We start from the raw sequence: 25,715 nt of genomic DNA on the forward strand, positions 1-25,715 counted from the left end.
GGCCTGGCCCGTGTGGCCGGGCCGGTCTCAGGCGACCGGCGCCGGCTTGCGGTTGGCGCGCAGCGGCAGCGTCGGCCGGATGCGCGCCGCCGGCGCCTGGTCGAGCCGTTCGGCCAGCGCCGCCACGGTGGGCGTGGCGAACACGTCGTCCAGTTCCAGCTCCACGCCGAAGATCGAGCGGATGCGGCTGATCAGCCGCGTGGCGGTCAGCGAATGGCCGCCGAGGTCGAAGAAGCCCTGGTCGATGCCGACGCGGCCCAGCTCGAGCACCTCGCCGAACAGGCCGGCCAGCGTCTCCTCGTTCGGCGTGCGCGGCGCCGCCACGCCGCCGGCGGCGAAATCGGGCGCCGGCAGCGCGGCGCGGTCGAGCTTGCCGTTGGGCGTCAGCGGCAGCGCGGGCAGCGCCAGCACGGCGGCCGGCACCATGTAGTCGGGCAGCAGCTCGGCCAGCTGGCCGCGCAGCAGGGCGGCGTCGAAGCCGGTCTCGGCCGCCGGCACCGCGTAGCCGACCAGCAGCGGCTGGCCGGGCCGGTCCTCGCGCATCAGCACCGCGGCCTCGCGCACGCCCGGCAGCGCGGCCAGCCGCGCCGCGACCTCGGCCGGCTCGACCCGGTGGCCGCGGATCTTGACCTGCTGGTCGACCCGGCCGAGGAAGGTCAGGCTGCCGTCGGCCTCGCGCCGGGCCTGGTCGCCGGTGCGGTACATGCGGCCGCCGGGCGGGCCGGACGGATCGGGCAGGAAGCGCTCGGCGGTCAGCTCCGGCCGGCCCAGGTAGCCGCGCGCCAGGCCGGCGCCGGCGGCGTAGAGCTCGCCGACTTCGCCGTCCGCGACCGGCCGCAGCGCGGCATCGAGCAGATGGAGCCGCATGCCGCGGATCGGCTCGCCCAGCGGCGGCGGCGCGTCGCCGGCCAGCGGGCCGCTCATGCTGGCGCACACCGTGGTCTCGGTCGGCCCGTAGGCGTTGATCAGGCGGCGGCCGGCCGACCAGGCGGCCGCCAGCCGGCCCGGGCAGGCCTCGCCGGCGACCACCAGGGTGGACACGCCCGGCAGGCTGCCCGGCGCCATCGCGGCCAGCGCCGACGGCGGCAGCGTGGCGTGGGTGACGCCGGCCTCCGCGACCAGTTGCGCCAGCGCGTCGCCCGGCAGCAGGCGGGCCGCCGGCGCCAGCACCAGCCGGCCGCCCGACAGCAGCGCCAGGCACAGCTCGGACACCGCGGCGTCGAAGCTCGGCGAGGCGAACTGCAGCACGCGCGAATCCGCCGCGACGGCGAAGCGGCCGATCTGCCCGGCCGCCAGGTCGGCCAGGCCGGCGTGGCTGACCACCACGCCCTTGGGCCAGCCGGTCGAGCCCGAGGTGTAGATCACGTAGGCCGGATGCCCGAGCCGCAGCGGCTGGCGGCGGTCGCGGTCGTCCGGGGGGAGCGGCGAGGCCGCGGCCAGCTCCGCCGCCAGCTCGCCGGCATCGAGCCGCAGCGGCGGCACGCCCGGCGGCAGGCGCTGCGCCAGCGCGGCGACGGTCAGCAGGCAGGCCGGCGCGGCGTCGGTCTGCATGTAGGCCAGCCGCTCGGCCGGGTAGGCCGGGTCGAGCGGGACGTAGGCGGCGCCGGCCTTCATGACGGCGAGGATGGCGACCACCAGTTCGAGCGAACGCGGCAGCGCCAGCGCGACGCGCTGCTCGGGCCCGATGCCGCGCGCGATCAGCAGCCGGGCCAGCCGGTTGGCGCGCGCATCGAGCTCGGCATAGCTCAGCTCGGTGCCTTCGTAGACGGCCGCGACCGCATCGGGCGTGCGGGCGACCTGGGCCTCGAACAGCGTCGGCAGGACGGCCTGCGGCAGCGCGATCGCGTCGGGCTGGCGAGCGGCGGCGGGAAGTGGATTCGGATGCATGGGCGGGATTCCGGGTTGCCGTCTACAGGAAGCCGAACGACTCGCCCGGCACGCCGAGCAGCAGCAGCCCGGCGGCCTGCTGCGCCTTGCGCTGGGCCATCACGTGCTGGCAGGCGGTGTTGATGTCGCGCAGGTGGCGGTCGAGCGGCGACTGGCGCGCATAGATAGCGCTGGCGCCGAGCGCGTCGTACATCAGCTGCACGGCGGAACGCGAAGCCTGGAAGGCATGGGCGCGCGCCAGCACGACGTCGGCGCGCTCCTGCTCGTTCGGCTGTTCGCCGCGGCAGAGCCGGCTCCACAGCGTTTCCAGCGTGTCGTGCACATAGGCGCGCGCGGCGGCGTACAGCGTGCGGGCGTCGGCCAGCGCCAGGCCCAGCTGCGGCGCGGCCTCGCCGCGGGCGCGCAACGCGGCCTGGGTGGTCTCGACGGCACTGCGGGCGATGCCCAGCGCCACGCCGGGCATCTTGCTGCACAGGATGGCCGGCCAGCGGTAGTACGGCCCGTCGAGCACCGGCGCGTCGAAGCTGAAGAGATGCCGGTCGGGCACGAACAGCGCCTCGATCTCGACGTCGTGGCTGCCGGTGCCGCGCAGGCCGGTGGTGTGCCAGGTGTCGTGGATGCGCAATTGCTCGCGGCGGACCAGCACCATGCGGTGCAGCGGCTGGCCGGCTTCGCCCTGCAGCAGCGTCTCGCCGTCGTCGCCGACCAGCAGGCAGCCGCCGGCGAACCAGTCGGCGTGCAGGCAGCCGCTGGCGAAGGTCCAGCGGCCGCTGGCCACCACGCCGCCGTCGACGCGGCGCGCGCGGCCCTGCGGCCGGATCACGTTGGACATGCCCATGTCCAGCCGCGGCAGCACCTGGCGGGCCGCCTCGCGCTGCAGCCAGCCGCCGTACAGGCCGCCGTCCATCTGGATCATCGCGCACCAGGCCACGGCGGCATTGCCCAGCGCCAGCTCCTCCAGCACCACGTTGGCCTCGACCGGGCTCAGCTCGGGCCCGCCCCAGGCGCGCGGCGCCATCATGCGCAACACACCGGTGTGCCGCAGCGCCTCGACCAGGTCGTCCGGGATGCGGCGCAACGCATCGATCTCCTCGCCGCGCGCCTGCAGCGCGGGCCGCAGCGCCCGCACCCGGGCCAGGATGTCGGCGGCGTCCAGCGGTCCGGCCGTGTCCGGCGATTCGGTCTCCAGCGATTCTTCTAATACCACTTTAATTCCGCCCCGGTGATTGCTACATGCTGTAGGCGATGATTTCCTTCATCACCTCGTTGGCGCCGCCGTATATCTTCTGCACCCGGGCATCGGCATACATCTGCGCGATCGGGTATTCGAGGCAATAGCCATAGCCGCCGAACAATTGCAGGCATTCGTCGATGACCGTGCATTGCATGTCCGTCAGGTACCATTTGGCCATCGCGGCGATATCGGCCTCCATATCGCCGGCGATCATCCGTTCGATGCACCAGTCGATGAAAACGCGGCCGACCACGGCTTGCGTCTGCGCTTCGGCCAGCTTGAAACGGGTGTTCTGCAGATCGAACAGCGATTTGCCGAACAGTTTGCGTCCGCGCGCATGATCGGCCGTCAATTCGACCGCACGCTCGATCGCCGCGACGGCGACGATGCCGAGCAAGGTACGCTCGTAAGGCATCGCCTTGCCGATCTGGGAAATGCCTTTTCCCTCGATGCCGCCCAATACCGCATCGGCGGGAATGAATGCATCGTCGAAAAACAATTCGCAGGCATCCTGGCCGCGGCGGCCGATCAGCTCCAATACCGGGCCGCGCTGGAAACCGGCGAGATTCCCGGTTTCCACCAGTAAAAGCGAAATGCCGCCCTGGCTGGCCGCAGGATCGGTCTTGGCGGCCAATAGGACCAGGTCGGCCAATTGGCCATTGGAAACGAAGCTCTTGCTGCCGTTGAGCCGATATCCGCCGTCGCGGCGCACCGCCGTGGCGGCGATGTTCTGCAGGTCGGAGCCGGCAGCGGGCTCGGTCATCGCGATCGCGGCGATCCATTCGCCGCTGGCCAGCCGCGGCAGGTAGCGCAGCTTCTGCGCCTCGGTGCCGTGGCGGTGGATATGGTGGGCGGCCAGCGCATGCACGTGGCTGCCGAAACCGGCCTCGTCGGCCTGCACCAGCGCTTCCCACAGCACCGCCATATGGGCATAGCTGCCGCCGGCGCCGCCGTAGGCTGCCGGGATGTCGGCCAGCAGCAAGCCCATTTCGCCGGCGCGGCGCCATACCGTGCGGTCGACGCGGCGCTGCTCGCGCCATGCCGCCTGCCGGGGCACGATCTCGGCCGCGACGAAGCGCCGCACCTGGTCGCGATACAGCTCGAGATCCGCATCCATCCATGAAGAACGCAATGGCTTCATCCGCAAGTCCGATCCGTTCGATGCCGCAATCGAGATCCATATCGAAAGGCAAGCCGCCCCGACGCCTCGCAATTGCGGGCAATACCGTCATTGAATCGATAGGCGCAATAATCCGGCGGCGCACGCAGCCGACATGCGGCGAATTCGATTCGCCAACATCGGGTCTTTACGGTCGCGGATTATTTACCGATGGATCTCGATCAGGGAACCTGATCGGCCATTTGCCTGCGCAAGGACAATGGACGCATATCGGTCCACACGTCCTTGATGTATGCGAGACAGGATTCCTTTTCACCCTGTTCGCCCACTGCGCGCCATCCCAGCGGGATTTCCTTGTCGGCGGGCCAGATCGAATATTGTTCTTCTTCATTGACCACTACCTGATACGCCATCTTGTTTTCCGTATCGTCGACGCTCATCGCTTCCTCCTGATTGGCCCCACCACCCAAATCACTCAAGCTCTCGATACCGCGTGCTGCCCTTTCAATTGCCGCGACGCCTCATCCCGAGGCGGCATCAATATATTATTCGTCGCAATCGATGCGCCATTCCCATCGACGTGCAGCAGCCGCCACCGATATATGGATCGGATTGCCTGTCGTCGGTGCGTTTCGAGCGGGAAAACAGTGCCCGTCAAATTTCAAAAAGAATTTGACAGCGCTTATTATTGTTTGATCGGCCCACTTTGGCATAGCGCTCAAGTGGATGTCAAGTGGTACTAAAAGATGTGTTGCAGGCGATTCGTCCGCCCGGACGAATCGCCGTCGCGGGTGCCGAATGGCCGGCATGGAGAGCTGCCGAACAGCCCCCGTAGGAGCGGCTTCAGCCGCCAACGGCCAGGCCCGCGGCTGAAGCCGCTCCTACGGCCAGGCACGGGCGCCGGGACATCGCCCCGGTTCCCTCCTCAGGCCGCGCGCTGCCACTCCATCACCCAGTTGTGCGCCCAATTGCGGCCGCCGTCCTCCGACACGGCCTGGCGCCAGCGGCAGCTGCGTGGCGTGATGCGGTCCCAGATGCCGATCGAGAGGGTCTTGCGGCCGGCCTCCTCCTCCTCGGCCCAGAACAGGCCGGCGCCGTCCTCGAAGCTGCCGTTCAGGCCCGGCGGCGCCAGCACGCCGCTCTTGGCGTTGACCCAGAAATCGGACCACTGCCGCTTCTCGACGTCGAGCAGGCGCAGGCCCATGCCGCTGAAGTTGCGGGCCGGGATGCGCAGCTCCTCGACGCTGCCGACGCCGCCGAGGATGGTCCAGCAGGTGGCCTCGCCGTCGAAGCGGTCCCACTGCTGCGCGCCGGGCGGCAGCCGCCAGTGGCGGATCTTCCATTCGCCGGCCAGGAAGTCGAAGTCGCCCGGCTTGCCCGGCGTCGGCCTCGTGGGCAGCGGCGGCACCGGGTCCAGCGCCGGGGCGCCGTCGGCCAGCGCGGCGGCAGGCAGCAGGGCCGCGGCGCCGGCGGCCAGGATCAGGGTTCGGCGGGTCTCGTCCATTTCGGTCTCTCTCCAGTTGTCGTGAGGGCGGGGAGCCACACCGGCATGCCGCCGCGGGCGCTCCAGGCTGGAAGCGATGCTACGCTCCGATACCTGACAACCCATGACAGGTATTGCCGCCCTGCCCGCGCATTCCGACCATGCGATCCAGCCGACTGCTCTCGATCCTGATGCTGCTGCAATGGCGCGGCCGCCTGTCGGCCACGGCGCTGGCGCGCGAGTTCGAGGTCTCGGTGCGCACCATCTACCGCGACGTCGACGCGCTCAGCGCCAGCGGCGTGCCGGTCTATGCCGAGCGCGGCCGCCAGGGCGGCATCGCGCTGCACGAGGGCTACCGCACCCGGCTGACCGGCCTGACGCCCGGCGAGGCCGAGAGCCTGCCGCTGGCCGGCCTCGCCACCGTGGCGCACGACCTGGGCCTGGGCGCCGAGGCGACCGCGGCGCAACTGAAGCTGATGGCCAGCCTGCCGGTGGCCGCCGGCGAAGGCGCGCTGCGCATCGCCCGCCGCTTCCATATCGATCCGCTGCCCTGGTACCACCGCACCGAGGCCTCGCCCTGCCTGCCGGAGCTGGCCGGCGCGGTCTGGCGCGAGCGGCGCATCCGCATCGACTACGACAACTGGCAGGGCCAGGCCCGCCACGAGCTGGAGCCGCTGGGCCTGGTACTCAAGGGCGGGCTCTGGTACCTGGTGGCCAGCCGCGCCGGCGGCAAGCCGCGCAGCTACCGCGTCTCGGCCATCCGCGCGCTCGAGGTGCTGGACACCGGCTTCAGCCGCCCGGCCGGCTTCGAGCTGGCCGAGCACTGGCCGGCCGCCGTGGCCGATTTCGAACGCCGGCTGATGCGGGAGCGGGCGACGGTCCGGCTGTCGGAGGAAGGTTGCCGCATCCTGCGCGCCGTCAGCCCGCTAGCGGCCGAGCAGGTGCAGGCCAGCGCCCGGCCGGACGCGCGCGCCGGCTGGATCGAGGCCGAGATGCCGATCGAGACGCCCGAATATTCGGCGCGCCAGCTGTTGCGCCTGGGCGCCGAGGTCGAGGTGCTGGCGCCGCAGGCCTTGCGCGATGCGCTGCTGGACGAGGCCCGCGCCGTGCTGGCGCTCTACCTGCCGGCCGGCGGCGACGACCCCGGCGGCTCGTGACCGGCTGACGGCCCGGCATGCCATCGGCCGCGCCGTCCGCCGCCGGCCGTCGTTCTGGCGCAACAGCGGCCAGCCCTGTCTCGCCATGCTGCTTTGACATCTACTAATCACTTAGTACTATTCGATTAGTAAACACGAGGAGCAGCCCATGAACGAACCGCAAGCGACCGAAGGCGAACTGGCCATCCTGCGCGTGCTGTGGGATCGCGGCCAGCCCTGCACCGTGCGCGAGGTGCACGAAGCGCTGTCCCGCAACAAGGAGACGGCCTACACCACCGTGCTGAAGATGATGACCATCATGACCGAGAAGGGACTGCTGGCGCGCGACGAATCCGAGCGTTCGCACCGCTACCGGCCGACCCACGACGAGCCGCAGGTGCAGTCGGCCATGCTGAAGGACTTCATGCGCCGCACCTTCGCCGGCTCGGCCGCCCAGCTGGTGCAGCGCGCGCTCGACGCGGACGCGGCCAGCGCGGCCGATCTCGACGCGATCGAGGACATGATCCGGCAGGCCAAGGCGCGCCGTGGCCGCTAGAACCGAACACCAGGAGGAATGAGATGCTCGCGCTTCAACAATGGCACGCCGCGCTCGGCGGCGTGATCGTGCAGTCCCTGTTCCAGCTGACCGCGCTCGGGATGGCGGCCGCGCTCGCGCTGGCCTGCATCGACCGGCGCCGCGCCGGCCTGCGCCACGCGGTGGGCATGGCCTTCCTGCTGGCGATGGCGGCGGCGCCGATCGCCAGTTTCCTGCAGGCCATCCCATCGGCCGCGGCGCAGGGCGGCGGCATCTGGCAGGCCCCAGTGCCGGCCGCGGCGGCCGTCGACGTGCTGCCGCCGGCGGTGCAGGCCGCCCTGCCCGCGTCGGGCTGGCTGGCCTGGCTGTGGTATTTCGGCGTGAGCGCGATGCTGGCGCGGCTGGCGCTCGGCATGCGCCAGGTCGGCCAGCTGGGCCGGGCGGCGAGCCAACCGCTGCCGGCGCACTGGCAGCGCCGCGTCGAGGACATGGCGCGGGCGATGGGCATCCGCCGCGAGATCCGGGTGCGGCTGACCGGGCAGGCCGGCATGCCGTGCACCGCCCACGCCTGGCGTCCGCTGATCTGGCTGCCGGCGCGCATGCTCAGCGGCCTGGCGCCGGACCAGCTCGAAGCCGTGCTGGCCCACGAGCTGGCCCACATCCGCCGGCTGGACTGGCTGTGGAACGGCCTGCAGTGCGCGATCGAGGCCATCCTGTTCTACCACCCGGCCGTCTGGTGGCTGAGCCGGCAGATCCGCCAGGACCGCGAGCACGCCTGCGACGACCTGGCAGTGGCGGCCTGCACCGATCCGATCGCGCTGGCCGAGGCGCTGGTCTCGCTGGAACGCGGCCGCCAAACGCCGCGGCTGGCCCTGGCCGCCGACGGCGGCTCGCTGCGGCAGCGGGTGGAACGCCTGCTCGGCGGGCCGGCCGCGCCGGCGCCGGGCTGGCAGCGCTCGCTGCTGCCGATCTGCCTGGTCGGCGCGGTGCTGCTGCTGGGGGCCCAGGCCAGCATCGCCGGGACCGAGCCGGGCACCCGCGGCCCGGCTGCGTCGCGGCAGGCGACGACGTCCCATATCGAGATCGATGACGGCAACATCCATATCGCGACGACCGAAGACGGCCAGTCGCGGGAATACCGGCGGGCCGAGAGCGGGTCCGGCACGGTGAGCGAAAGCTATCGCGTCGGCGGCAAGCCGGCCGCCATCGACGCCGCGGCGCGCAAGTGGATCGACGCCCGCATCCAGGCCGCGGTGCAGCCCCCGCCCGAACCGCCCGCGGTGCCCGAGCCGCCCGCCCCGCCGGCGCCACCCGAGCCGCCGTCGATGGCCGACAACGGCGCCTACAAGGAAGCCGTGCGGCTGGCGCTGGCCGACCCCGCGCTGCAGGCCCGGCTCGGCGCGCCGCTGAGCGCGGGCACCGAGGTGAACGGCTCGATCCAGGAACACGACTGGGCCGGCCGGCAGGTCGGTTCGGCCGACCTCTACATTCCGCTGCGCGGCCCCAAGGGCAGCGCCACCGTGCACGCGGTGGGCGGACGCGTGAACGGCGCCTGGCGCTTCGCGCCGCTGCAGCTCGAATCGGTCGCCCTGCGCTGAACCCGGCGGCGCGCCAAGCGCCGCTTTTTTCCGACCCGACGTCCTAATCGATTAGTAGACCAACGCGGGCGATCCGCCCGGAAAGGCTGTGACATGTTTGCCGGAAGTATCCAGAAGAATGCCGTCGCCGGCGCCCTGTGCGCGCTGGGCCTGTGGCTGGCGGCGGCCCCGGCCGCTGCGGAAGGCCCCGCGGCCGGCCAGAAGCTGGACGCCGCGGCGCGCGGCGCGGTGCTCGACGCGCTGGCGACGCAGATCGCCGCCAACTACGTCTTCCCCGAGCAGACCGGCAAGACCATCGCCGCGGTGAAGGCGAAGGCGGCCCGCGGCGGCTACGACCAGGCCACGACCAGCGAGGCCTTCGCCGCCATCCTCACCGAAGACCTGCGGCAACTGGCCCGCGACAAGCATTTCGGCGTGGAATTCGACCCGGAATTCAGGTCCGAGGGCGGCCCGGCAGCGGCCCCGTCGGCAGCGCAGCTGGCCGAGGAACGCAAGGACGCGGCCGGCCGGGCCTGGGGCATCGCGCGCGTCGAGCGGCTGGCCGGCAACGTCGGCTACCTCGACCTGCGCGGCTTCCCGTCCGCCTATCTGGTCGGCACGGCCTACCAGTCGGCGCTGTCGCTGCTGGCCGGCACCGATGCGCTGATCCTGGACCTGCGCCGCAACGGCGGCGGCGATCCCGCCGGCGTCTCCCTGCTGCTGAGCCACTTCTTCGCCGAGGGCGACGAGCGCCACCTGAACGACATCTACAACCGCCCGACCAACACCACGCGCGCCTACTGGACCCACGGCGTGGCCGGCCCGCGCTACACGCGGCCGGTCTACGTGCTGACCTCGGCGCAGACCTTCTCCGGCGGCGAGGAATGCGCCTACGACCTGCAGACGCAGAAGCGCGCCATCCTGGTCGGCGAGACCACCGGCGGCGGCGCCAACCCGGTGGACGCGTTCGGGCTGCCGCACGGCTTCGTGGCCATCGTTCCCACCGGCCGCGCCATCAACCCGGTCACCGGCACCAACTGGGAGCACGTGGGCGTGAAGCCCGACGTGGCGGTGCCGGCGGACAAGGCGCTGGAAACGGCCTGGCGCGCGGCGCTCGACAAGCTGCTGAAGGAAAGCACCGACCCGGAGATCAAGGAAGGCCTGCAGCGCACGCTGGCGCGGCTGGACAAGGGCGAGGCGGAGCTGCCGGCCTACCGGCCGGCCCGGCGCTGAGGCGCGTGGCCGGCTAGCCGGCGGGTTCGCCCTTCTTCGCCGGCCCGGCATCCGGTCGGCGCCGCGACGCGCCGGATACGGGCAGGATCGGCATGGCGGCACCGGCCGCCGGCGTCGTGCCATGGCACGGCGCTTGCTGAACCGATCGGAAATCGGCGGTCCGCATCGGGCGGACCGCCGCCGCCGCGGCCGCCCGAGGCCGAGCCGCGGCTTCCCGATCGAGCGAGGCCCGCATGAACGACTCATTCCGCCCTGACGACCCGACCGTGGCGACCGAAGAAGACGAGGACGGCGACCTCGCCGACCTGCTGGGCGAATTGCGCGTGCTGCTGCCGACCGCGCAACTGCTGTCGGCCTTCCTGATCTCGGTGCCCTTCATGCCGGGGTTCGCCAGGATCGTCCAGGCGGAGAAGCAGGTCTTCCTCGCCACCTTCGTCCTGGCCGTGGCCAGCCTGGTGCTGTTCAGCGCGCCGGCGGTCCAGCACCGGCTGATGCGGCCGCTGCGGCGGCGCGAAAGCTTCAAGACGCTGGCCAGCCGGCAGATGCTGGTGGGCGCCTGCATGCTGGGGACCGCGCTGGTGCTGGCCACCCAGCTGGTGCTGTCCGAAGTGCTCGGGCATGCGGTGGGCAATATCGCCGCTACCGTCATCGCGGTGCTGATCCTGACGATGTGGGTGGTGGTCCCCTCGATCTGGAAATCCCGCAAGGATTGCTGAGCGGCGGGCAGGCGCGTTCTTGCCCGCCATGCTGCAAAAACGGCGCACCGCGCTCGGCCGCATCGGCCACGGCGGGCCGCATGCGCGGCCGGCGTACCGCTATTCGGCGGAATCGGGCGAGACCACTTCCCAGCTCGCGAACAGCGTCAGCCCGGCGGCCCGGGCCAGCGCGACCGAGGCCCGGTTGTCGGTCTGGCAGCGGTATTGCGGCTCGTAGCCCTGGTTGCAGGCATGCCGGCCGATCGCTCGCACGACCCGGCGGGCATGGCCGCGGCCCCGCGCAGGCGGCAGGGTCAGCACGCCGGTATCCGCGATCCGCTGGCCGGCCCAGGGGTACATGCTGGCGGCACAGACCAGGCAATCCTGCTCGAACGCACCGAACACCGCCCAGTGGTCGAGCTCGACGTAGGCATCGTCCAGATCCTGCTCCGACGCGGCGGACTGGAAGGCGGCGAACGCCGCCTCGTCCGCGCCGCTCAGCCGGCGCAAGGCGGCCGGCGGCGTCTCCTGCAGCAGGGCCTGCTTGTCGGCCTCGGCGAAATGGAAGACGTAGTCGGCGCCATGCAGTTGGATGCCGCCGTCGTGCAGCTTCTGCCGCAGTCCGGCTTCGGTCAGATCCGGCCCGCGATCGAGCCGGATCTTGTCGGCCAGCGCCGGGGTCAGCACCGCCCGGACCTTGCCGTCCGCGGCCCGCAGCAGCATGACCCGGCGGTCCTCGTCCAGCCCGGGGTCCAGCGCGACCGTCAGTGCGTCGTTGCGGCACAGCACGTCGCTGCCGCGGAAGGCGTCTTGCCAGAAGGATTCGATCGTTCGCGAAAACAGGGACATGTCTCTATTCGATTCGATGGTTGAGAAAACGCGGGACCGGCCATTTCCTTTTATTTCCTTTTGCGCCGGGATGCCGAGCAGGATCCCGATCGGCGCCGCGCCCGATCGTTCCCGTCAGATCGCCTCCGCCACCACCGCCTCGATCTGCGCCCGCAGCCAGCGCAGGGCCGGATCGCGGTCGCGGGTGACATGCCAGATCATGCCGGCGGTGAAGCCGGGCAGCGCCAGCGGGATCGGCGAGGTCGCCAGGCCGAAATGCTGGCGCCAGTGTTCCGCCAGCACTTCGGGCACGCAGGCCAGCGCGGGCAGCTGGCGCAGCAGATTGGGCAGGACGCCGAAATGCGGCGTGGTATAGGCCAGGCTGCGCACCCGGCCCTGCTCGGCCAGCATGCGGTCCACCACGCCTTCGTTGGCGACGCGGTAGGTGACCAGCAGGTGCGGAAAGGCGAGGAACTGGTCGAGCGTCAGCGGCGACGGCAGGTCGACCTGGCGCGGATCGTAGACGCAGGCGAAGCCCATCCTGCGCAGCGGCTGGGCATGGCGCGGCGGCGTGCCGCTGTCGAAGGTGGAGCAGGACGGCAGGATCGCCAGCGCGATCTCGTCCTGCTCCAGCATGTCCTGCACCTGGAACGGGTCGGAGGTCTTCACCGCGATGCGCAGCCCCGGCGCCAGCCGCTGCAGCCGGGTGAACAGCAGCGGCATCAGCCAGATCTCCACCCAGTCGGGCATGCCGAGCACGAAGGTGCGCTCGGCCTCGGCCGGATCGAACACGGTCGGCTCGAACAGCACCGACTGGATGTTGGCGACGGCCGGCTTCAGCGCAGCCTCGAGCTCCAGCGCCTTGACCGTCGGCACCATGCCCTGGGCGGTGCGCACCAGCAGCGGATCGTCGAACAGGCTGCGCAGGCGCGCCAGCGCGGCGCTGACGGCCGGCTGGCCCAGGTAGAGCTTCTCGGCGGCGCGCGACACGCTGCGTTCGCGCAGCAGCACCAGCAGGGTCACCAGCAGGTTGAGGTCGACCCGGCGGAAATCGATTTCCTTGATGGTCATTATCTTTTCAATCGATTTGAACGATGCAAGCCCGGATTGGATCATTGCCGCACCCGCCGACGCAAGTCTCCATCGCGGACGGCCCCCGCAACGATCGAACCGAGAGAATGAATCCATGCCCGCCCTGACCACCACCCTGCTCCGCTCCGCCCTGATCGCCGCCCTGTCGGCGCTGCCGGCGGCGGGCCTCGCGCTCGCCCCGCAGGCCGCCCAGGCCGCCGCGCCGCAGGTCAAGACCCAGTCCGGCTTCTACCGCATGATGCTGGGCGACTTCGAGATCACCGCGCTGTCCGACGGCACCGTCACGCTGCCGCTGGACAAGCTCCTGACCGACACCACGCCGGAGCGAATCCGCAGCCTGCAGGCGCGCGCCGAGCTGGGCAGTCAGGTGGAGACCTCGATCAACGCCTTCCTGATCAACACCGGCAAGCAACTGCTGCTGGTGGACGCCGGCGCCGGCCGGCTGTTCGGCGAGAACGGCGGCGGCCGGCTGCTGGCCAGCCTGCAGGCCGCCGGCTACCGCGCCGAAGACGTCGACGCGGTGCTGCTGACCCACGTCCACGGCGACCATTCGGGCGGCCTGACGGTCGACGGCAAGGCGGTCTTCCCCAACGCCACGGTCTACACCGACCAGCATGAGGCCCAGTTCTGGCTCGACCCGGCCAACGCGGCCAAGTCGGCCGAACGCCACCGTCACGCCTTCCTCGAAGCCTCCGCGGCGCTCGCCCCTATGCCGCCGCCGGCCGGCTGAAGACCTTCGCCGGCGACGCCGAGCTGTTCCCGGGCGTGCGCAGCGTGGCCGTGCCGGGCCACACGCCGGGCCATACCTTCTACGTGGTGGAAAGCCGCGACCAGCAACTGCAGTTCTGGGGCGACACCGTCCACGCCCAGCACGTGCAGCTCCCCGATCCGGCGGTGACGGTGCTGTTCGACATCGACAGCCCGGCGGCAGCCAAGCAGCGCAAGCGGGTGTTCGCCGATGCGGCGGCCAAGCATTACTGGGTCGCGGCGGCGCATATCGCCTTCCCGGGCATCGGCCATCTGCGCAAGGAAGCAACGGGCTTTGGCTGGGTGCCGGCGAATTATTCGATTCCTCGCTGAACGAGCCGGGGCGCGCCGACGGCGTGCCCCGTTTCCGATTGCGTTCGAGCGCCGGCAGGCTGCGGCCAGCCTTCGGACATGCAAGCGCCGGCCGGCCGGAACCGCGGCTGGCGTTCGCCTTTGCAGCTTTAGCCGCCGGACACGGCAGCGGCGGACTCGGGCAGCCGCGCGATCGCCTTGATCTCGAACTGGTAGCCGTAGAGCCAGGTCACCCCCACCCCGGTCAGCGTCGGATAAGGCGCCTCGCCCCAATGGTCCGGGAATATCTTCCAGATCCGCTCGAAGTTCTGGGCGGGATCGACGATGAAGACCGTCACGTCGACCACGTCGCTGAACGTGCAGCCGGCAGCCGCCAGCACCGCGTTCAGATTGTCGAAGGCGAGCCTGACCTGGGCTTCCAGCTCGGGTTCGGGCGAACCGTCCGGCCGGCTGCCGACTTGGCCCGAGATGAAGAGGAAGCCGTTGGAACGGACGGCGGGCGAGTAGCGGTTCCGCTCGTACAGCGCTTGGCGCTCGGCCGGAAAGACGACGTCGCGTGCAGACATGATTCACCTCCTTGGATTTCACAGGAACGAATACGAACTGCCGAGCGGCTGTGGATGTGCCGCCCGGAGAAGCGGCACGCCATCACGTTCGATCGACGGCGTACTGCGAACGAGGAAATTCTAGGAATTCGTCCTATGCGGATAAACAAGCGAGACGCACAATCACTGTTTGCATTATCCAAATAATCGATCGAATACCGGGAGTGAAATGGACCGTTTCGATGCCTTGCAGGCTTTCGCCCGCGTCGTGGAAGCCGGCAGCTACACCAAGGCGGCGCAGACGCTGCGGATCAGCAAGACCACGGTGACGCAGCTGGTCCAACAGCTGGAGGCACGCCTGCGCGTCAAACTGCTGAATCGCACCACCCGCAAAGTGCAGGTCACGGCCGATGGCGCCCTCTATTACGAGCGCGTCGTCCGCCTGCTCGCCGATCTGGAGGAGGCCGATACCAGTCTGTCGAATGCGTCCGCCTCGCCCAAGGGACGCTTGCGGGTCGACGTGCCCAGCCCGCTCGCCACCTTGATCCTGGCGCCCGCTTTACCGGCTTTTCATGCGCGCTATCCCGACATCCAGCTCGATCTGGGCGTCAGCGATCGGCAGGTGGATCTCATCGGCGACAACGTGGATTGCGTGCTGCGCGGCGGCGAGCTCGGCGACTCCTCCCTGATCGCCCGCCGCGTGGGCGAGTTGCGGTTCGGCGTCTACGCGGCGCCGCGCTATCTGGAACGGGCCGGCACGCCAGCGCATCCGCGCGAGCTGGAAGATACGCACCACCGCATCGTCGGCTTCCTGCGCGCCAACAGCGGCAAGGTTGCGCCGATCGACATGCGGCACGGTGACGAATGCATCACGGTGCGGGGCCGCCACGTGGTGGCGCTCGACGACGGCAACGCCTATCTCGCGGCCGGCCTGGCCGGGATGGGCGTACTCTGGCTGCCGCACTACATGGCGCAGGCGCATGTCGCACGCGGCGAGCTGGTGCCGCTGTTCGACGACTGGCAGTTCGATCCGATGCCGCTGCATCTGGTTTTCCCGCCCAATCGGCATGTCGGCGCGAAACTTCGAGCCTTCATCGAGTGGATCGACGAGCTGATGGCCCGCCATGCGCCGGTTGCCGCCGGCAAAATGCATGACAACGGCGGCACATAATCAAAGGCCCGCTTCAAGCGGGCCTTTGAACAACGGGACATCGTCGGTCGCTTCGAACCGGCCGCCGACCTACTCCACCGTCACCGACTTCGCCAGGTTGCGCGGCTTATCCACATCGGTCCCGCGCGCCAGCGCGGTATGGTAGGACAGCAGCTGCACCGGGATCGCATGCACCACCGGCGACAGCACGCCGACGTGGCGCGGCGTGCGGATCACGTGCACGCCGTCCGATTCGCCGAAATGGCTGTCGAGATCGGCGAACACGAACAGCTCGCCGCCGCGCGCGCGCACTTCCTGCATGTTCGACTTCACCTTCTCCAGCAGGCTGTCGTTCGGCGCGATCACCACCACCGGCATCTCCTCGTCGACCAGCGCCAGCGGGCCGTGCTTGAGCTCGCCGGCGGCGTAAGCCTCGGCGTGGATGTAGGTGATCTCCTTGATCTTGAGCGCGCCTTCCATCGCGATCGGGTAGTGCACGCCGCGGCCCAGGTAGAGCGCGTGGTGCTTGGGCGCGAAGCGGTCGGCCCAGGGCTTGATCTGCGGCTCGAGGTTGAGCGCGTGCTGCACGCTGCCCGGCAGCTGGCGCAGCGCGTCGAGGTGGGCATGCTCCTCGTCGGCGCTCAGCTTGCCGCCGAGCTTGGCCAGCGTCGCCGCCAGCGTGAACAGCGCAACCAGCTGGGTGGTGAAGGCCTTGGTCGAGGCGACGCCGATCTCGGCGCCGGCCCGGGTGTAGAACACCAGCCGGCTGGCGCGCGGAATCGCCGACTCGCGCACGTTGCAGATCGACAGGCTGAGGTCGTGGCCGAGCGACTGCGCGTACTTCAGCGCTTCCATGGTGTCGAGCGTCTCGCCCGACTGCGAGATGGTGACGATCAGGTACTTCGGATTGGCCACCGCCTCGCGATAGCGGTATTCGCTGGCGATCTCGACCGTGCACGGCAGCTTGGCGATGCGCTCGATCCAGTACTTGGCCACCGAGCCGGCATAGAAGCTGGTGCCGCAGGCCAGGATCTGCACGCCTTCGACCTGGCGCAGCACCTCGCCGCTCTCGTCGCCGAACAGCGCCGGGCTGAAGCCCTGCTCGAGCACCTGTTCGATGGTGTCGGCCAGCGCCTTGGGCTGCTCGTGGATTTCCTTCTGCATGAAATGGTTGTACGGGCCGAGCTCGAGCGAGGCGAGCGAGACGTCGGACAGCCGCACCGCGCGCTCGATGGCCGCGCCGTCACGATCGAACACCTGCACGCCGTCCAGCCGCAGCGCGACCACGTCGCCCTCTTCAAGGAACATCACCCGGCGGGTGGCGGCCAGCACGGCCGAGACGTCGGAGGCGATGAAGTTCTCGCCCTCGCCCAGGCCCACCAGCAGCGGGCAGCCCATGCGCGCGCCGACCAGCAGGTCGGGCTGGCGGGTACTGACCACGCCGATCGCGTAGGCGCCGTCGAGCTCGCGCACCGCGCGCTGCACGGCGGCCAGCAGTTCGCCCTCGGTCTGCAGGTAGTGGTGCACCAGGTGGGCGATCACCTCGGTATCGGTCTGCGACTCGAAGGTGTAGCCCAGGTCGCGCAGGCGCTGGCGCTGCGACTCGTGGTTCTCGATGATGCCGTTGTGCACCACCACCACGTCGCCCGACACGTGCGGATGCGCGTTCGGCTCGGTCACGCCGCCGTGGGTGGCCCAGCGCGTATGGCCGATGCCGACGTGGCCGTGGGCGCCCTCTTCCGCCGCCGCCGCTTCCATCTCGGCCACGCGGCCGACCCGGCGCACGCGGTGGATGCCGTCGTTCAGCACCGCGATGCCCGAGGAATCGTAGCCGCGGTATTCGAGCCGCTTGAGGCCGTCGATCAGGTGGGCAACAACATCACGCTGCGCAATGGCGCCGACAATTCCGCACATCTATTTCACTCCAGTCATTCCAAGATATGGCCGCAAGTCTAGGCTGGCATGGCCATGCCGTGAGTATGTTTTCGTCATTGTGAATTCTAACAAAACTATTCCATAAGCATTAAATGCCATGGAAACAGCCATGACCACTCAAGAAAGGTGGTCATGGCAGGTACTTCCGAACCGGTTACGCTGGCCATCCAGCCTGCATACCGGTCCTATTTATGTATTTGTCATTTATTCTTGACCGGCTTTTTCCAGCCATCGATGGACTTCTGTCCGCGTGCGCGGCAGATGGTCAGCGCATCCTCGGGCGCATCGAGCGTGATGGTCGAGCCGGCCGCCACGTAGGCGCGCGCGCCGATGGTCACCGGCGCCACCAGCTGGCTGTCGGTGCCGATGAAGGCGTCGTCGCCGATGGTGGTGACGAACTTGTTGGCGCCGTCGTAGTTGCAGGTGATCACGCCGGCCGAGACGTTGACGCGCTCGCCGATCACCGCGTCGCCCAGATAGGCCAGGTGGCCGGCCTTGGTGCCGTCGCCGAGCCGCGATTTCTTGATCTCGACGAAGTTGCCGACGTGTACGCGCTCGCCGAGCACCGAATCGGGCCGGAGCCGGGCGAACGGGCCGAGGTCGGAGCCGGCGCCGACCGTGCTGTCCTCGATCACGGTATTGGCCTTGACCACCACGCCGTCGCCGAGCGTGACGTTGCGTAGGTAGACGTTGGGGCCGATCTTCACGCCGTGGCCGAGCCGGATCTCGCCTTCGAGGATCACGTTGACGTCGATCTCGACGTCCTGGCCATGGCTGACGCGGCCGCGCAGGTCGAAACGCGCCGGGTCGATCAGCGTCACGCCGGCAGCCAGCAGCGCGTCGGCCTGGCGGCGCTGGTAGACGCGCTCGAGCTCGGCCAGCTGGCGCTTGTCGTTCACGCCGGCCGGCTCCCAGGCATCGGCCGACAGCACGCTAGCGACCTCGACGCCGTCGGCCACCGCCAGCGCGATCACGTCGGTCAGGTAGTACTCGCCCTGGGCATTGGCGTTCCTGAGCTGCGGCAGCCATTGGCGCAGCCGCGCCAGCGGTGCGGCGATGAAGCCGGTGTTGATCTCGCGGATGGCCTTCTGCGCCGCGTCGGCGTCCTTCTGCTCGACGATGCGCACCACCCGGCCGGCCTCGTCGCGCACGATGCGGCCGTAACCGGTCGGATCGTCCATCTGCGCGGTCAGCACCGCCAGCCGCTCGCCGCCGGCGGCCTCGAGCAGGCGGCGCAAGGTGGCGGCGCCGATCAGCGGGCAGTCGCCGTAGAGGATCAGCGCCATGCCCTCGCCGCACTCGGGCAGCGCCTGGGCCACCGCGTGGCCGGTGCCGAGTTGCTCGGCCTGGTGCGCCCAGCGCAGATCCTGCTGGCCGTCGAACGCGGCGCGCACCTGGTCGCCGCCGTGGCCGTAGACCACCACCAGCCGTTCGGCCGCCAGCGCGCGGCCGGCGTCCAGCACGTGGGCCAGCATCGGCCGGCCGGCCAAGGGCTGCAGCACCTTGGGCAGTTTGGAATTCATGCGTTTGCCCTGGCCGGCGGCCAGGATGATGACGTCGAGCGACATGGTGCGGTCCGGGGAGGAATTGGAGGCGGGCAAAACGCGATTATCGCGAGGCCGGGCACGGGACGCCAATCCCCCTTCCGGCCAGGCCTCGCCGTTCCGCACCGGCCATCGCCTTGCACCCGCCGCCGCGGCCGGCATCCGCGCGTCGTTCAGACCAGGGCCCGCACCCGACGCGGTCCGGATCATCCGCGCCGGCGCGGCCAGCCCCAAGCCGCCAGGGCGGACCGCGAACCGCGATCCACCTCGCACCAAGGCGATCTGATCAACGTTTCCCTAGGGATTCTCCCGATCCCGGCCGGGTACTCGACCTAGCTCTCGCCCGGCGACCGAATCGATACAGTCCTCTCCATGCCGGCCCCCGCCCGAGACCGGCCCATGCGCCGGCCGATCGCGGCCGCCGGGGAGATCCTCCGCCGGCCAGCCGATCCGCGACGATGCTCAACGGAGAAGCGCCATGGCAGACCTGGCCAGCCTGTTCGACAGCACCTATTTCATGCCGCACGGCCACTGCTACCTGTGGACGCCGTCGCTGCTCTACCTCAACGTGATCTCGGACTCGATCATCGCGCTGGCCTACCTGTCGATCCCGATCACCCTGATCTATTTCATCCGCAAGCGGCGCGACCTGCCGTTCAACTGGATGTTCGGCGCCTTCGGCGTGTTCATCCTGGCCTGCGGCGCCACCCACCTGATCGACATCTACACCATCTGGACTCCGGCCTACTGGCTGGCCGGCTTCTTCAAGGGCATTACCGCCCTCGCCTCGATCGTCACCGCCGTGCTGCTGGCCAAGCTGGTGCCGGTGGCGCTGCGCATCCCGAGCCGGCAGCAGCTGGCCGCCATCAACAGCGAGCTGGTGGCCGCCAATGCCCAGCTGCAGATCAGCAACCAGCGGCTCGAGGAGGCCAACAACGCCAAGCGCGACTTCCTCGCCAACATGAGCCACGAGCTGCGCACGCCGCTCAACGCCGTGCTCGGCTACGCCCAGCTGCTGCAGCGCGCGCCGGAACTGGCCGAATCGCAACGCCACGGCCTGAAGGTGATCGAGCAGAGCGGCCAGCACCTGCTGTCGCTGATCAGCGATCTGCTCGACCTGACCAAGATCGAGGCCGGCAAGCTCGAGCTGCAGCCCGAGACGCTGCACCTGGGCCATTTCCTCGAAACCGTCGGCGACATCGTTCGCCTGCGCGCCGAGGACAAGGGCCTGGCCTTCGTACTGCGCGCCAGCCCCTCGCTGCCGGTGATCGTCGCCGACACCCGGCGGCTGCGCCAGGTCCTGCTGAACCTGCTCGGCAACGCGGTGAAATTCACCGACCAGGGCCAGGTCAGCCTGGCGGTCAGCGCCGTGACGCTGGGCGACGACACCGCCCGGCTGCGCTTCGAGGTGCGCGACAGCGGCATCGGCATCGCGCCGGAGCAGCAGCAGATCATCTTCCAGCCGTTCGAGCAGGTCGGCGACCGCCAGCGCCGCGCCGGCGGCACCGGCCTGGGCCTGTCGATCAGCCGCCGCCTGGTCGCGCTGATGGGCGGCAGCATCGAGGTCGACAGCGAGCTCGGCCAGGGCAGCCGCTTCTCCTTCGAGCTGAGCGTCCCCCTGAGCGCCGAGCGGAACGCCGTCGCCGCGGTGCCGACGCAGCGCGTCGGCGGCTACCTCGGCCCGCGTCGGCGCGTGCTGGTGGCCGACGACATCGAGACCAACCGTTCGCTGCTGGTCGACCTGCTGCGGCCGCTCGGCTTCCTGGTCGACGAGGCGCACAACGGCCAGGCGGCGCTGCAGCAGATCGACGCGGCACCGCCGGACCTGGTGGTGACCGACCTGGCGATGCCGGTGCTGGGCGGGCTGCCCCTGCTCCAGCGCCTGAACGCGCGGCCCGGCGACCGGCCGCCGGTGATCGTGGTCTCGGCCAGCGCCACCGAACACGACCGTCTCGCCTGCCGGAACGCCGGCGCGCACGCCTTCCTGAGCAAGCCGATCGAATACGCCGCGCTGCTGCACGAGATCGGCACCTCGCTGGCGCTGGAATGGACCCGCGAAGCCGCACCGCAGGCCACCCGGCCGCTGGAACAGCCGGCCTGGCGGGTGCCCGGCCTCGACGAGATGCGCATCCTGCGCGAGCTGGCGCTGGCCGGCGACATGCGCGGCGTGCGCGATCACGCCGCCCACCTGGTCCGGCTCGACGCCGGCTACCGTGCCTTCGCCGCCCGGCTGGAGCAGTTCGCCCGCAACTACCAGTCGGCCGACCTGCTGGGCTTCGTCCTGGCCCACCTCGATGAAGGGAGCGCAACATGAACGCGCGTGCCGACAAGCCCTCGCCGATGATCCTGATCGTCGACGACACCCCGACCAACCTCGGCGTAATGGTCGACAGCCTCGAAGCCCAGGGCTTCCGCGCGCTGGTGGCGCAGAGCGGCGTGGAAGCGCTCGAACGCGCCCGCTACGTCAGCCCGGACCTGATCCTGCTCGACGTGATGATGCCCGGCATGGACGGCTTCGAGGTCTGCCGCCGGCTCAAGCAGGACGAGGCGACCCGGTCGATCCCGGTGATCTTCATGACCGCGCTGGCCGATACCGACAACACGGTCGCCGGCCTGCAGGCCGGTGCGGTCGACTACGTCACCAAGCCGTTCAAGATGCCCGAGCTGCTCGCCCGCATCGACACCCAGCTGGCGGTGCAGGCGATGCAGCGCCAGCTGCAGCGCCGCAACGCCGAGCTGCACGCGCTCAACGAGCGGCTGCTGCTGGCGCAGGTGCAGCTCGAACAGGCCGACAAGCTCGCCTCGATCGGCCAGCTCGCCGCCGGCATCGCCCACGAGATCAACAACCCGATCAGCTTCGTGTTCGCCAATCTCGGCGTGCTGGAGGACTACGTGGTACAGCTGTTCGCCCTGATCGCCGCCTACGAGGCCGCCGAGTCCAGGCTCGGCGCACCGCCGCAGCGCGCCGAGCTGGCGCGGCTGCGCGAGCGGATCCAGCTCGAATTCCTGAAGGAAGACGTGCCGGCGCTGCTCGAACAGACGCTCGACGGCATCGGCCGGGTGCGCCAGATCGTGCAGGATCTGCGCGACTTCTCGCATGTCGACGGCAACCACGACTGGCAATGGGCCGACCTGCACCGCGGCATCGACACGACGCTCAACATCATCGGCCGCGAGCTCAAGGACAAGGCCGAGCTGGTCAAGGACTACGGCCCGATCCCCGAGGTCGAATGCCTGCCGTCGCAGCTGAACCAGGTGGTGATGAACCTCGCCACCAACGCGGCGCAGGCGATCGGCGCCGAGCGCGGCCGCATCGTGATCCGCACCGGAGTGGCCGGCGAGCAGGTCTGGCTCGAGATCAGCGACAACGGCACCGGCATCCCCGAGGAAAACCTGCCGCGCATCTTCGACCCCTTCTTCACCACCAAGCCGATCGGCAAGGGCACCGGGCTCGGCCTGTCGCTCAGCTACGGCATCGTGCAGAAGCACCGCGGCCGCATCGAGGTCGAAAGCGTGGTCGGCCAGGGCACCACCTTCCGCGTCATGCTGCCCATCCGGCGCGCGGCGGCAGATCGAGGCTGAACGAGCCTGCGCGATCTCCGTAGCAGCGGCTTCAGCCGCGAATGGGTGGAAATTCCGCCCTGGTCATTCGCGGCTGAAGCCGCTCCTACAAGTGGCTGCAGCTTTCGAAATCGGGCCGCCAAGGCGGCGCCGGCATCGCCAAAGAAAAAGGGCAACCTCGCGGTTGCCCTTTTTCCTGCAGCATCGAAATCCGATCGGATCAGGCGCGGTTGCGCAGCTTCTTGATCGCGGCGAGCTGAGCGACGGCCTCGGCCAGTTCGGCCTGGGCGCGTGCGTAGTCCACCGAACCGGTGCGGTTGTTCAATGCTTCTTCGGCCAGCTTCTTGGCTTCCAGCGCCTTCGCCTCGTCGAGGTCGCTACCGCGGATCGCGGTGTCGGCCAGGACCGTCACCACGTGCGGCTGCACTTCGAGAATGCCGCCGGACACGTAGACCAGCACTTCCTCGTCGTTGCTGTTGGCGACCTTGATGCGCAGCGCGCCCGGCTTGATGCGGGTGAGCAGCGGAGCGTGGCGCGGCAGCACGCCGATCTCGCCCATCTCGCCCGGCGCGGCCAGGAATTCGGCCGTGCCCGAGTAGATCTGCTCTTCAGCGCTTACTACGTCCACATGCATCGTCATGGCCATGTCTCGCTACCTTATGCCAGGGTCTTGGCTTTTTCGACAGCTTCGTCGATGCCGCCGACCATGTAGAAGGCCTGTTCCGGCAGGTGGTCGTACTCGCCGTTGAGGATGCCACGGAAACCGCGCAGCGTTTCCTTCAGCGAGACGTACTTGCCCGGTGCGCCGGTGAACACTTCGGCGACGTGGAAGGGCTGCGACAGGAAGCGCTGGATCTTACGGGCGCGAGCCACGACCAGCTTGTCTTCCGGCGACAGTTCGTCCATGCCCAGGATCGCGATGATGTCGCGCAGTTCCTTGTAGCGCTGCAGCGTCGACTGCACGCCACGGGCCACCGAGTAGTGCTCTTCGCCGACGATCTGCGGGTCCAGCTGGCGCGAGGTCGAATCGAGCGGATCCACGGCGGGGTAGATACCGAGCGAAGCGATGTCGCGCGACAGCACGACGGTGGCGTCCAGGTGGGCGAAGGTCGTGGCGGGCGACGGGTCGGTCAAGTCATCGGCAGGCACGTAAACGGCCTGGATCGAGGTGATCGAACCGGTCTTGGTCGAGGTGATGCGCTCTTGCAGGCGACCCATTTCGTCGGCCAGCGTGGGCTGGTAGCCCACGGCGGACGGCATGCGGCCCAGCAGGGCGGACACTTCGGTACCGGCCAGGGTGTAGCGGTAGATGTTGTCCACGAAGAACAGCACGTCGCGGCCCTTGCCGTTTTCGTCCTTCTCGTCGCGGAAGTACTCGGCCATCGTCAGGCCGGTCAGCGCGGCGCGCAGACGGTTGCCCGGGGGCTCGTTCATCTGGCCATAGACCATGGCCACCTTCGATTCCGGCAGGTTGTCGAGCTTGATGACGCCCGAGTCGGCCATCTCGTGGTAGAAGTCGTTCCCTTCACGGGTACGCTCGCCCACGCCGGCGAACACCGACAGACCCGAGTGGGCCTTGGCGATGTTGTTGATCAGCTCCAGCATGTTCACGGTCTTGCCCACGCCGGCGCCGCCGAACAGACCCACCTTGCCGCCCTTGGCGAACGGGCAGATCAGGTCGATCACCTTGATGCCGGTTTCGAGCAGGTCGACCGAGCTCGACAGTTCGTCGAACTTCGGCGCCTTGCGGTGGATCGCCCAGCGCTCGGTCGCCTCGACCGGGCCGACTTCGTCCACCGGGTTGCCCAGCACGTCCATGATGCGGCCCAGCGTCGCCTTGCCGACCGGCACCGAGATCGGGTTGCCGGTGTTCAGGACTTCCTGGCCACGCTTCACGCCATCGGTCGAACCCATGGCGATCGCGCGGACCACGCCGTCGCCGAGCTGCTGCTGGACTTCCAGCGTCAGCTGCGGGTTGGCGAGCGTCAGCGCGTCAAATACCTTGGGCAGGCTGTCGCGCGGGAATTCCACGTCGACCACCGGACCAATGATTTGCACGATTTTACCTTGGCTCATCGTTGCATTCCTTGCAGGTGGCAGCGCCGATTTTCGGTCGGCGCTGCCGTTTCACTTCGAATCCCACTTGCCCCGCCCTCGCCGGTCGGCGAGGTGCCCGCGACGCGCGCCGAGGGCCGGGAAGTGGTGCGATATTACTTTCCGCGTATCAGACCGCTGCCGCGCCGGCGACGATTTCCGACAGTTCCTTGGTGATCGCGGCCTGGCGGGTCTTGTTGTAGACCAGCTTCAGTTCGTCGATCACGGAACCGGCGTTGTCGGAGGCGGCCTTCATGGCCACCATCCGGGCACTCTGCTCGGAGGCGATGTTTTCGGACACCGCCTGGTAGACCAGCGCCTCGATGTAGCGGACCAGCAGATCGTCGATCACCACTTCCGGAGCCGGTTCGTAGATGTACTCGAACGGGTGCTCGCTGACCGGCTTCATGCGGTCCGCCGGCACCGGCAGGAGTTGTTCCATCACCGGTTCCTGCTTCATCGTGTTGATGAAGCGGGTGTAGACGATGTGCAGTTCGTCGATCTGGCCGGCCATGTATGCGTCGAGCATGACCTTGACCGGTCCGATCAGCTTGTCGAGGTGCGGCGTATCGCCGAGCTGCACGGCGTGCGAGACCACACGGCCGCCGGCGCGCTGCATGAAGCCGAAGCCCTTGTTGCCGATGGCGGTGACGTCGACTTCGATGCCGGCCTGTTGCCAGGCCTTCATCTGGTTCAGCGCGGTGCGCAACACGTTGGTGTTGAGGCCGCCGCACAGACCCTTGTCGGTCGTCACCACGATCAGGCCGGCACGCTTCACTTGCGCGCGCTTTTGCAGGAAGGGGTGGACGTAGTCCTGCAGGGCCTGGGCCAGGTGAGCGCTCACGTTACGGATCTTTTCACCGTAGGGGCGAGCCGCCTTCATCCGGGCTTGGGCCTTGCGCATCTTGGACGCGGCCACCATTTCCATGGCGCGGGTGATCTTGCGCGTGTTTTGCACGCTCTTGATCTTGTTGCGTATTTCCTTGCCGCCAGCCATGACTTGACCT

Annotated in this window: 23 protein-coding genes; 10 read left to right on the plus strand and 13 right to left on the minus strand. The window is 69.3% G+C overall.

Features of this window, described 5'->3' with window-relative positions:
• Nucleotides 1-27: 27 nt before the first annotated feature.
• The 5 genes from H9L41_RS23000 to H9L41_RS23020 all read right to left on the minus strand — a co-directional run bounded on the left by H9L41_RS23000 (nt 28) and on the right by H9L41_RS23020 (nt 5,745).
• Nucleotides 28-1,887 (minus strand): non-ribosomal peptide synthetase, encoded by a 1,860-nt coding sequence (locus H9L41_RS23000; protein ID WP_051319293.1) that lies wholly within the window; start codon nt 1,885-1,887, stop codon nt 28-30.
• A 22-nt stretch (nt 1,888-1,909) separates the two neighbouring features.
• On the minus strand, nt 1,910-3,094 hold the full coding sequence (locus tag H9L41_RS23005; protein ID WP_051319292.1) for an acyl-CoA dehydrogenase family protein: 1,185 nt from the start codon (nt 3,092-3,094) through the stop codon (nt 1,910-1,912).
• A 22-nt stretch (nt 3,095-3,116) separates the two neighbouring features.
• Nucleotides 3,117-4,262, minus strand: coding sequence for an acyl-CoA dehydrogenase family protein (locus tag H9L41_RS23010; RefSeq protein WP_028447470.1), 1,146 nt, complete (start codon nt 4,260-4,262; stop codon nt 3,117-3,119).
• 200 nt (nt 4,263-4,462) lie between these two features.
• Nucleotides 4,463-4,681, minus strand: coding sequence for an MbtH family protein (locus H9L41_RS23015; protein ID WP_028447469.1), 219 nt, complete (start codon nt 4,679-4,681; stop codon nt 4,463-4,465).
• 485 nt (nt 4,682-5,166) lie between these two features.
• Entirely contained in the window at nt 5,167-5,745 is a 579-nt protein-coding gene (locus H9L41_RS23020) for a hypothetical protein (RefSeq protein ID WP_051319291.1), read from the minus strand.
• Between the two features lie 140 nt (nt 5,746-5,885).
• On the opposite strand from H9L41_RS23020, the gene H9L41_RS23025 reads away from it, so the two are divergent.
• From H9L41_RS23025 to H9L41_RS23045, 5 genes are all read left to right on the plus strand, one after another.
• Complete coding sequence (locus tag H9L41_RS23025) at nt 5,886-6,881, plus strand: helix-turn-helix transcriptional regulator (protein ID WP_028447467.1); 996 nt, start codon at nt 5,886-5,888, stop codon at nt 6,879-6,881.
• Between the two features lie 148 nt (nt 6,882-7,029).
• Nucleotides 7,030-7,416: a BlaI/MecI/CopY family transcriptional regulator gene (locus H9L41_RS23030; protein ID WP_051319290.1), complete on the plus strand. Its 387-nt coding sequence runs from the start codon at nt 7,030-7,032 to the stop codon at nt 7,414-7,416.
• 23 nt (nt 7,417-7,439) lie between these two features.
• A complete protein-coding gene (locus tag H9L41_RS23035) occupies nt 7,440-8,993 on the plus strand; it encodes a M56 family metallopeptidase (protein ID WP_028447465.1) in 1,554 nt (517 codons plus the stop codon).
• 93 nt (nt 8,994-9,086) lie between these two features.
• Nucleotides 9,087-10,205, plus strand: coding sequence for a S41 family peptidase (locus H9L41_RS23040; RefSeq protein ID WP_034607742.1), 1,119 nt, complete (start codon nt 9,087-9,089; stop codon nt 10,203-10,205).
• A 233-nt stretch (nt 10,206-10,438) separates the two neighbouring features.
• Nucleotides 10,439-10,921: a DUF6328 family protein gene (locus H9L41_RS23045; protein ID WP_051319289.1), complete on the plus strand. Its 483-nt coding sequence runs from the start codon at nt 10,439-10,441 to the stop codon at nt 10,919-10,921.
• Nucleotides 10,922-11,020: 99 nt separating this feature from the next.
• Here H9L41_RS23045 and H9L41_RS23050 read toward each other — a convergent pair whose 3' ends face one another.
• Together H9L41_RS23050 and H9L41_RS23055 are read right to left on the minus strand one after the other, a co-directional pair.
• Entirely contained in the window at nt 11,021-11,749 is a 729-nt protein-coding gene (locus tag H9L41_RS23050) for a GNAT family N-acetyltransferase (protein ID WP_028447463.1), read from the minus strand.
• Nucleotides 11,750-11,863: 114 nt separating this feature from the next.
• Nucleotides 11,864-12,799: a LysR family transcriptional regulator gene (locus H9L41_RS23055; RefSeq protein ID WP_028447462.1), complete on the minus strand. Its 936-nt coding sequence runs from the start codon at nt 12,797-12,799 to the stop codon at nt 11,864-11,866.
• A 115-nt stretch (nt 12,800-12,914) separates the two neighbouring features.
• Here H9L41_RS23055 and H9L41_RS25920 point away from each other — a divergent pair, with 115 nt between their 5' ends.
• Entirely contained in the window at nt 12,915-13,550 is a 636-nt protein-coding gene (locus H9L41_RS25920) for an MBL fold metallo-hydrolase (RefSeq protein ID WP_308419553.1), read from the plus strand.
• Nucleotides 13,547-13,900: an MBL fold metallo-hydrolase gene (locus H9L41_RS25925; RefSeq protein ID WP_373282131.1), complete on the plus strand. Its 354-nt coding sequence runs from the start codon at nt 13,547-13,549 to the stop codon at nt 13,898-13,900. Before H9L41_RS25920 ends, H9L41_RS25925 begins: the two co-directional genes overlap by 4 nt.
• Nucleotides 13,901-14,028: 128 nt before the next feature.
• Here the strand turns inward: H9L41_RS25925 and H9L41_RS23065 are convergent, their stop codons facing one another.
• The gene (locus H9L41_RS23065) at nt 14,029-14,445 is read right to left on the minus strand and encodes a RidA family protein (protein WP_028447460.1); all 417 of its coding nucleotides are present in this window, start codon (nt 14,443-14,445) and stop codon (nt 14,029-14,031) included.
• Between the two features lie 208 nt (nt 14,446-14,653).
• Between H9L41_RS23065 and H9L41_RS23070 the strand changes: the two genes are divergently transcribed.
• Nucleotides 14,654-15,595, plus strand: coding sequence for a LysR family transcriptional regulator (locus H9L41_RS23070; protein ID WP_028447459.1), 942 nt, complete (start codon nt 14,654-14,656; stop codon nt 15,593-15,595).
• Between the two features lie 69 nt (nt 15,596-15,664).
• Here the strand turns inward: H9L41_RS23070 and glmS are convergent, their stop codons facing one another.
• Both glmS and glmU read right to left on the minus strand, forming a co-directional pair.
• Nucleotides 15,665-17,488 (minus strand): glutamine--fructose-6-phosphate transaminase (isomerizing), encoded by a 1,824-nt coding sequence (glmS, locus tag H9L41_RS23075; protein WP_028447458.1) that lies wholly within the window; start codon nt 17,486-17,488, stop codon nt 15,665-15,667.
• A 221-nt stretch (nt 17,489-17,709) separates the two neighbouring features.
• Nucleotides 17,710-19,077 carry a bifunctional UDP-N-acetylglucosamine diphosphorylase/glucosamine-1-phosphate N-acetyltransferase GlmU gene (gene glmU / locus H9L41_RS23080; protein WP_028447457.1) on the minus strand — a complete coding sequence of 456 codons (1,368 nt, stop codon included), beginning with the start codon at nt 19,075-19,077 and terminating at the stop codon, nt 17,710-17,712.
• Nucleotides 19,078-19,531: 454 nt separating this feature from the next.
• Here glmU and H9L41_RS23085 point away from each other — a divergent pair, with 454 nt between their 5' ends.
• Complete coding sequence (locus H9L41_RS23085) at nt 19,532-21,367, plus strand: ATP-binding protein (RefSeq protein WP_034607740.1); 1,836 nt, start codon at nt 19,532-19,534, stop codon at nt 21,365-21,367.
• Complete coding sequence (locus H9L41_RS23090) at nt 21,364-22,635, plus strand: response regulator (protein WP_034607739.1); 1,272 nt, start codon at nt 21,364-21,366, stop codon at nt 22,633-22,635. The genes H9L41_RS23085 and H9L41_RS23090 overlap by 4 nt, the downstream gene beginning before the upstream one ends.
• 199 nt (nt 22,636-22,834) lie before the next feature.
• Here H9L41_RS23090 and H9L41_RS23095 read toward each other — a convergent pair whose 3' ends face one another.
• The 3 genes from H9L41_RS23095 to atpG all read right to left on the minus strand — a co-directional run bounded on the left by H9L41_RS23095 (nt 22,835) and on the right by atpG (nt 25,705).
• Nucleotides 22,835-23,260: a F0F1 ATP synthase subunit epsilon gene (locus tag H9L41_RS23095; RefSeq protein ID WP_028447456.1), complete on the minus strand. Its 426-nt coding sequence runs from the start codon at nt 23,258-23,260 to the stop codon at nt 22,835-22,837.
• 11 nt (nt 23,261-23,271) lie between these two features.
• On the minus strand, nt 23,272-24,690 hold the full coding sequence (gene atpD, locus H9L41_RS23100) for a F0F1 ATP synthase subunit beta (protein WP_028447455.1): 1,419 nt from the start codon (nt 24,688-24,690) through the stop codon (nt 23,272-23,274).
• Between the two features lie 148 nt (nt 24,691-24,838).
• Nucleotides 24,839-25,705 carry a F0F1 ATP synthase subunit gamma gene (gene atpG / locus H9L41_RS23105; protein WP_028447454.1) on the minus strand — a complete coding sequence of 289 codons (867 nt, stop codon included), beginning with the start codon at nt 25,703-25,705 and terminating at the stop codon, nt 24,839-24,841.
• Nucleotides 25,706-25,715: the final 10 nt, after the last annotated feature.

Origin of the sequence: Chitinimonas koreensis (assembly GCF_014353015.1) — a bacterium.
GTDB classification, from domain to species: domain Bacteria; phylum Pseudomonadota; class Gammaproteobacteria; order Burkholderiales; family Chitinimonadaceae; genus Chitinimonas; species Chitinimonas koreensis.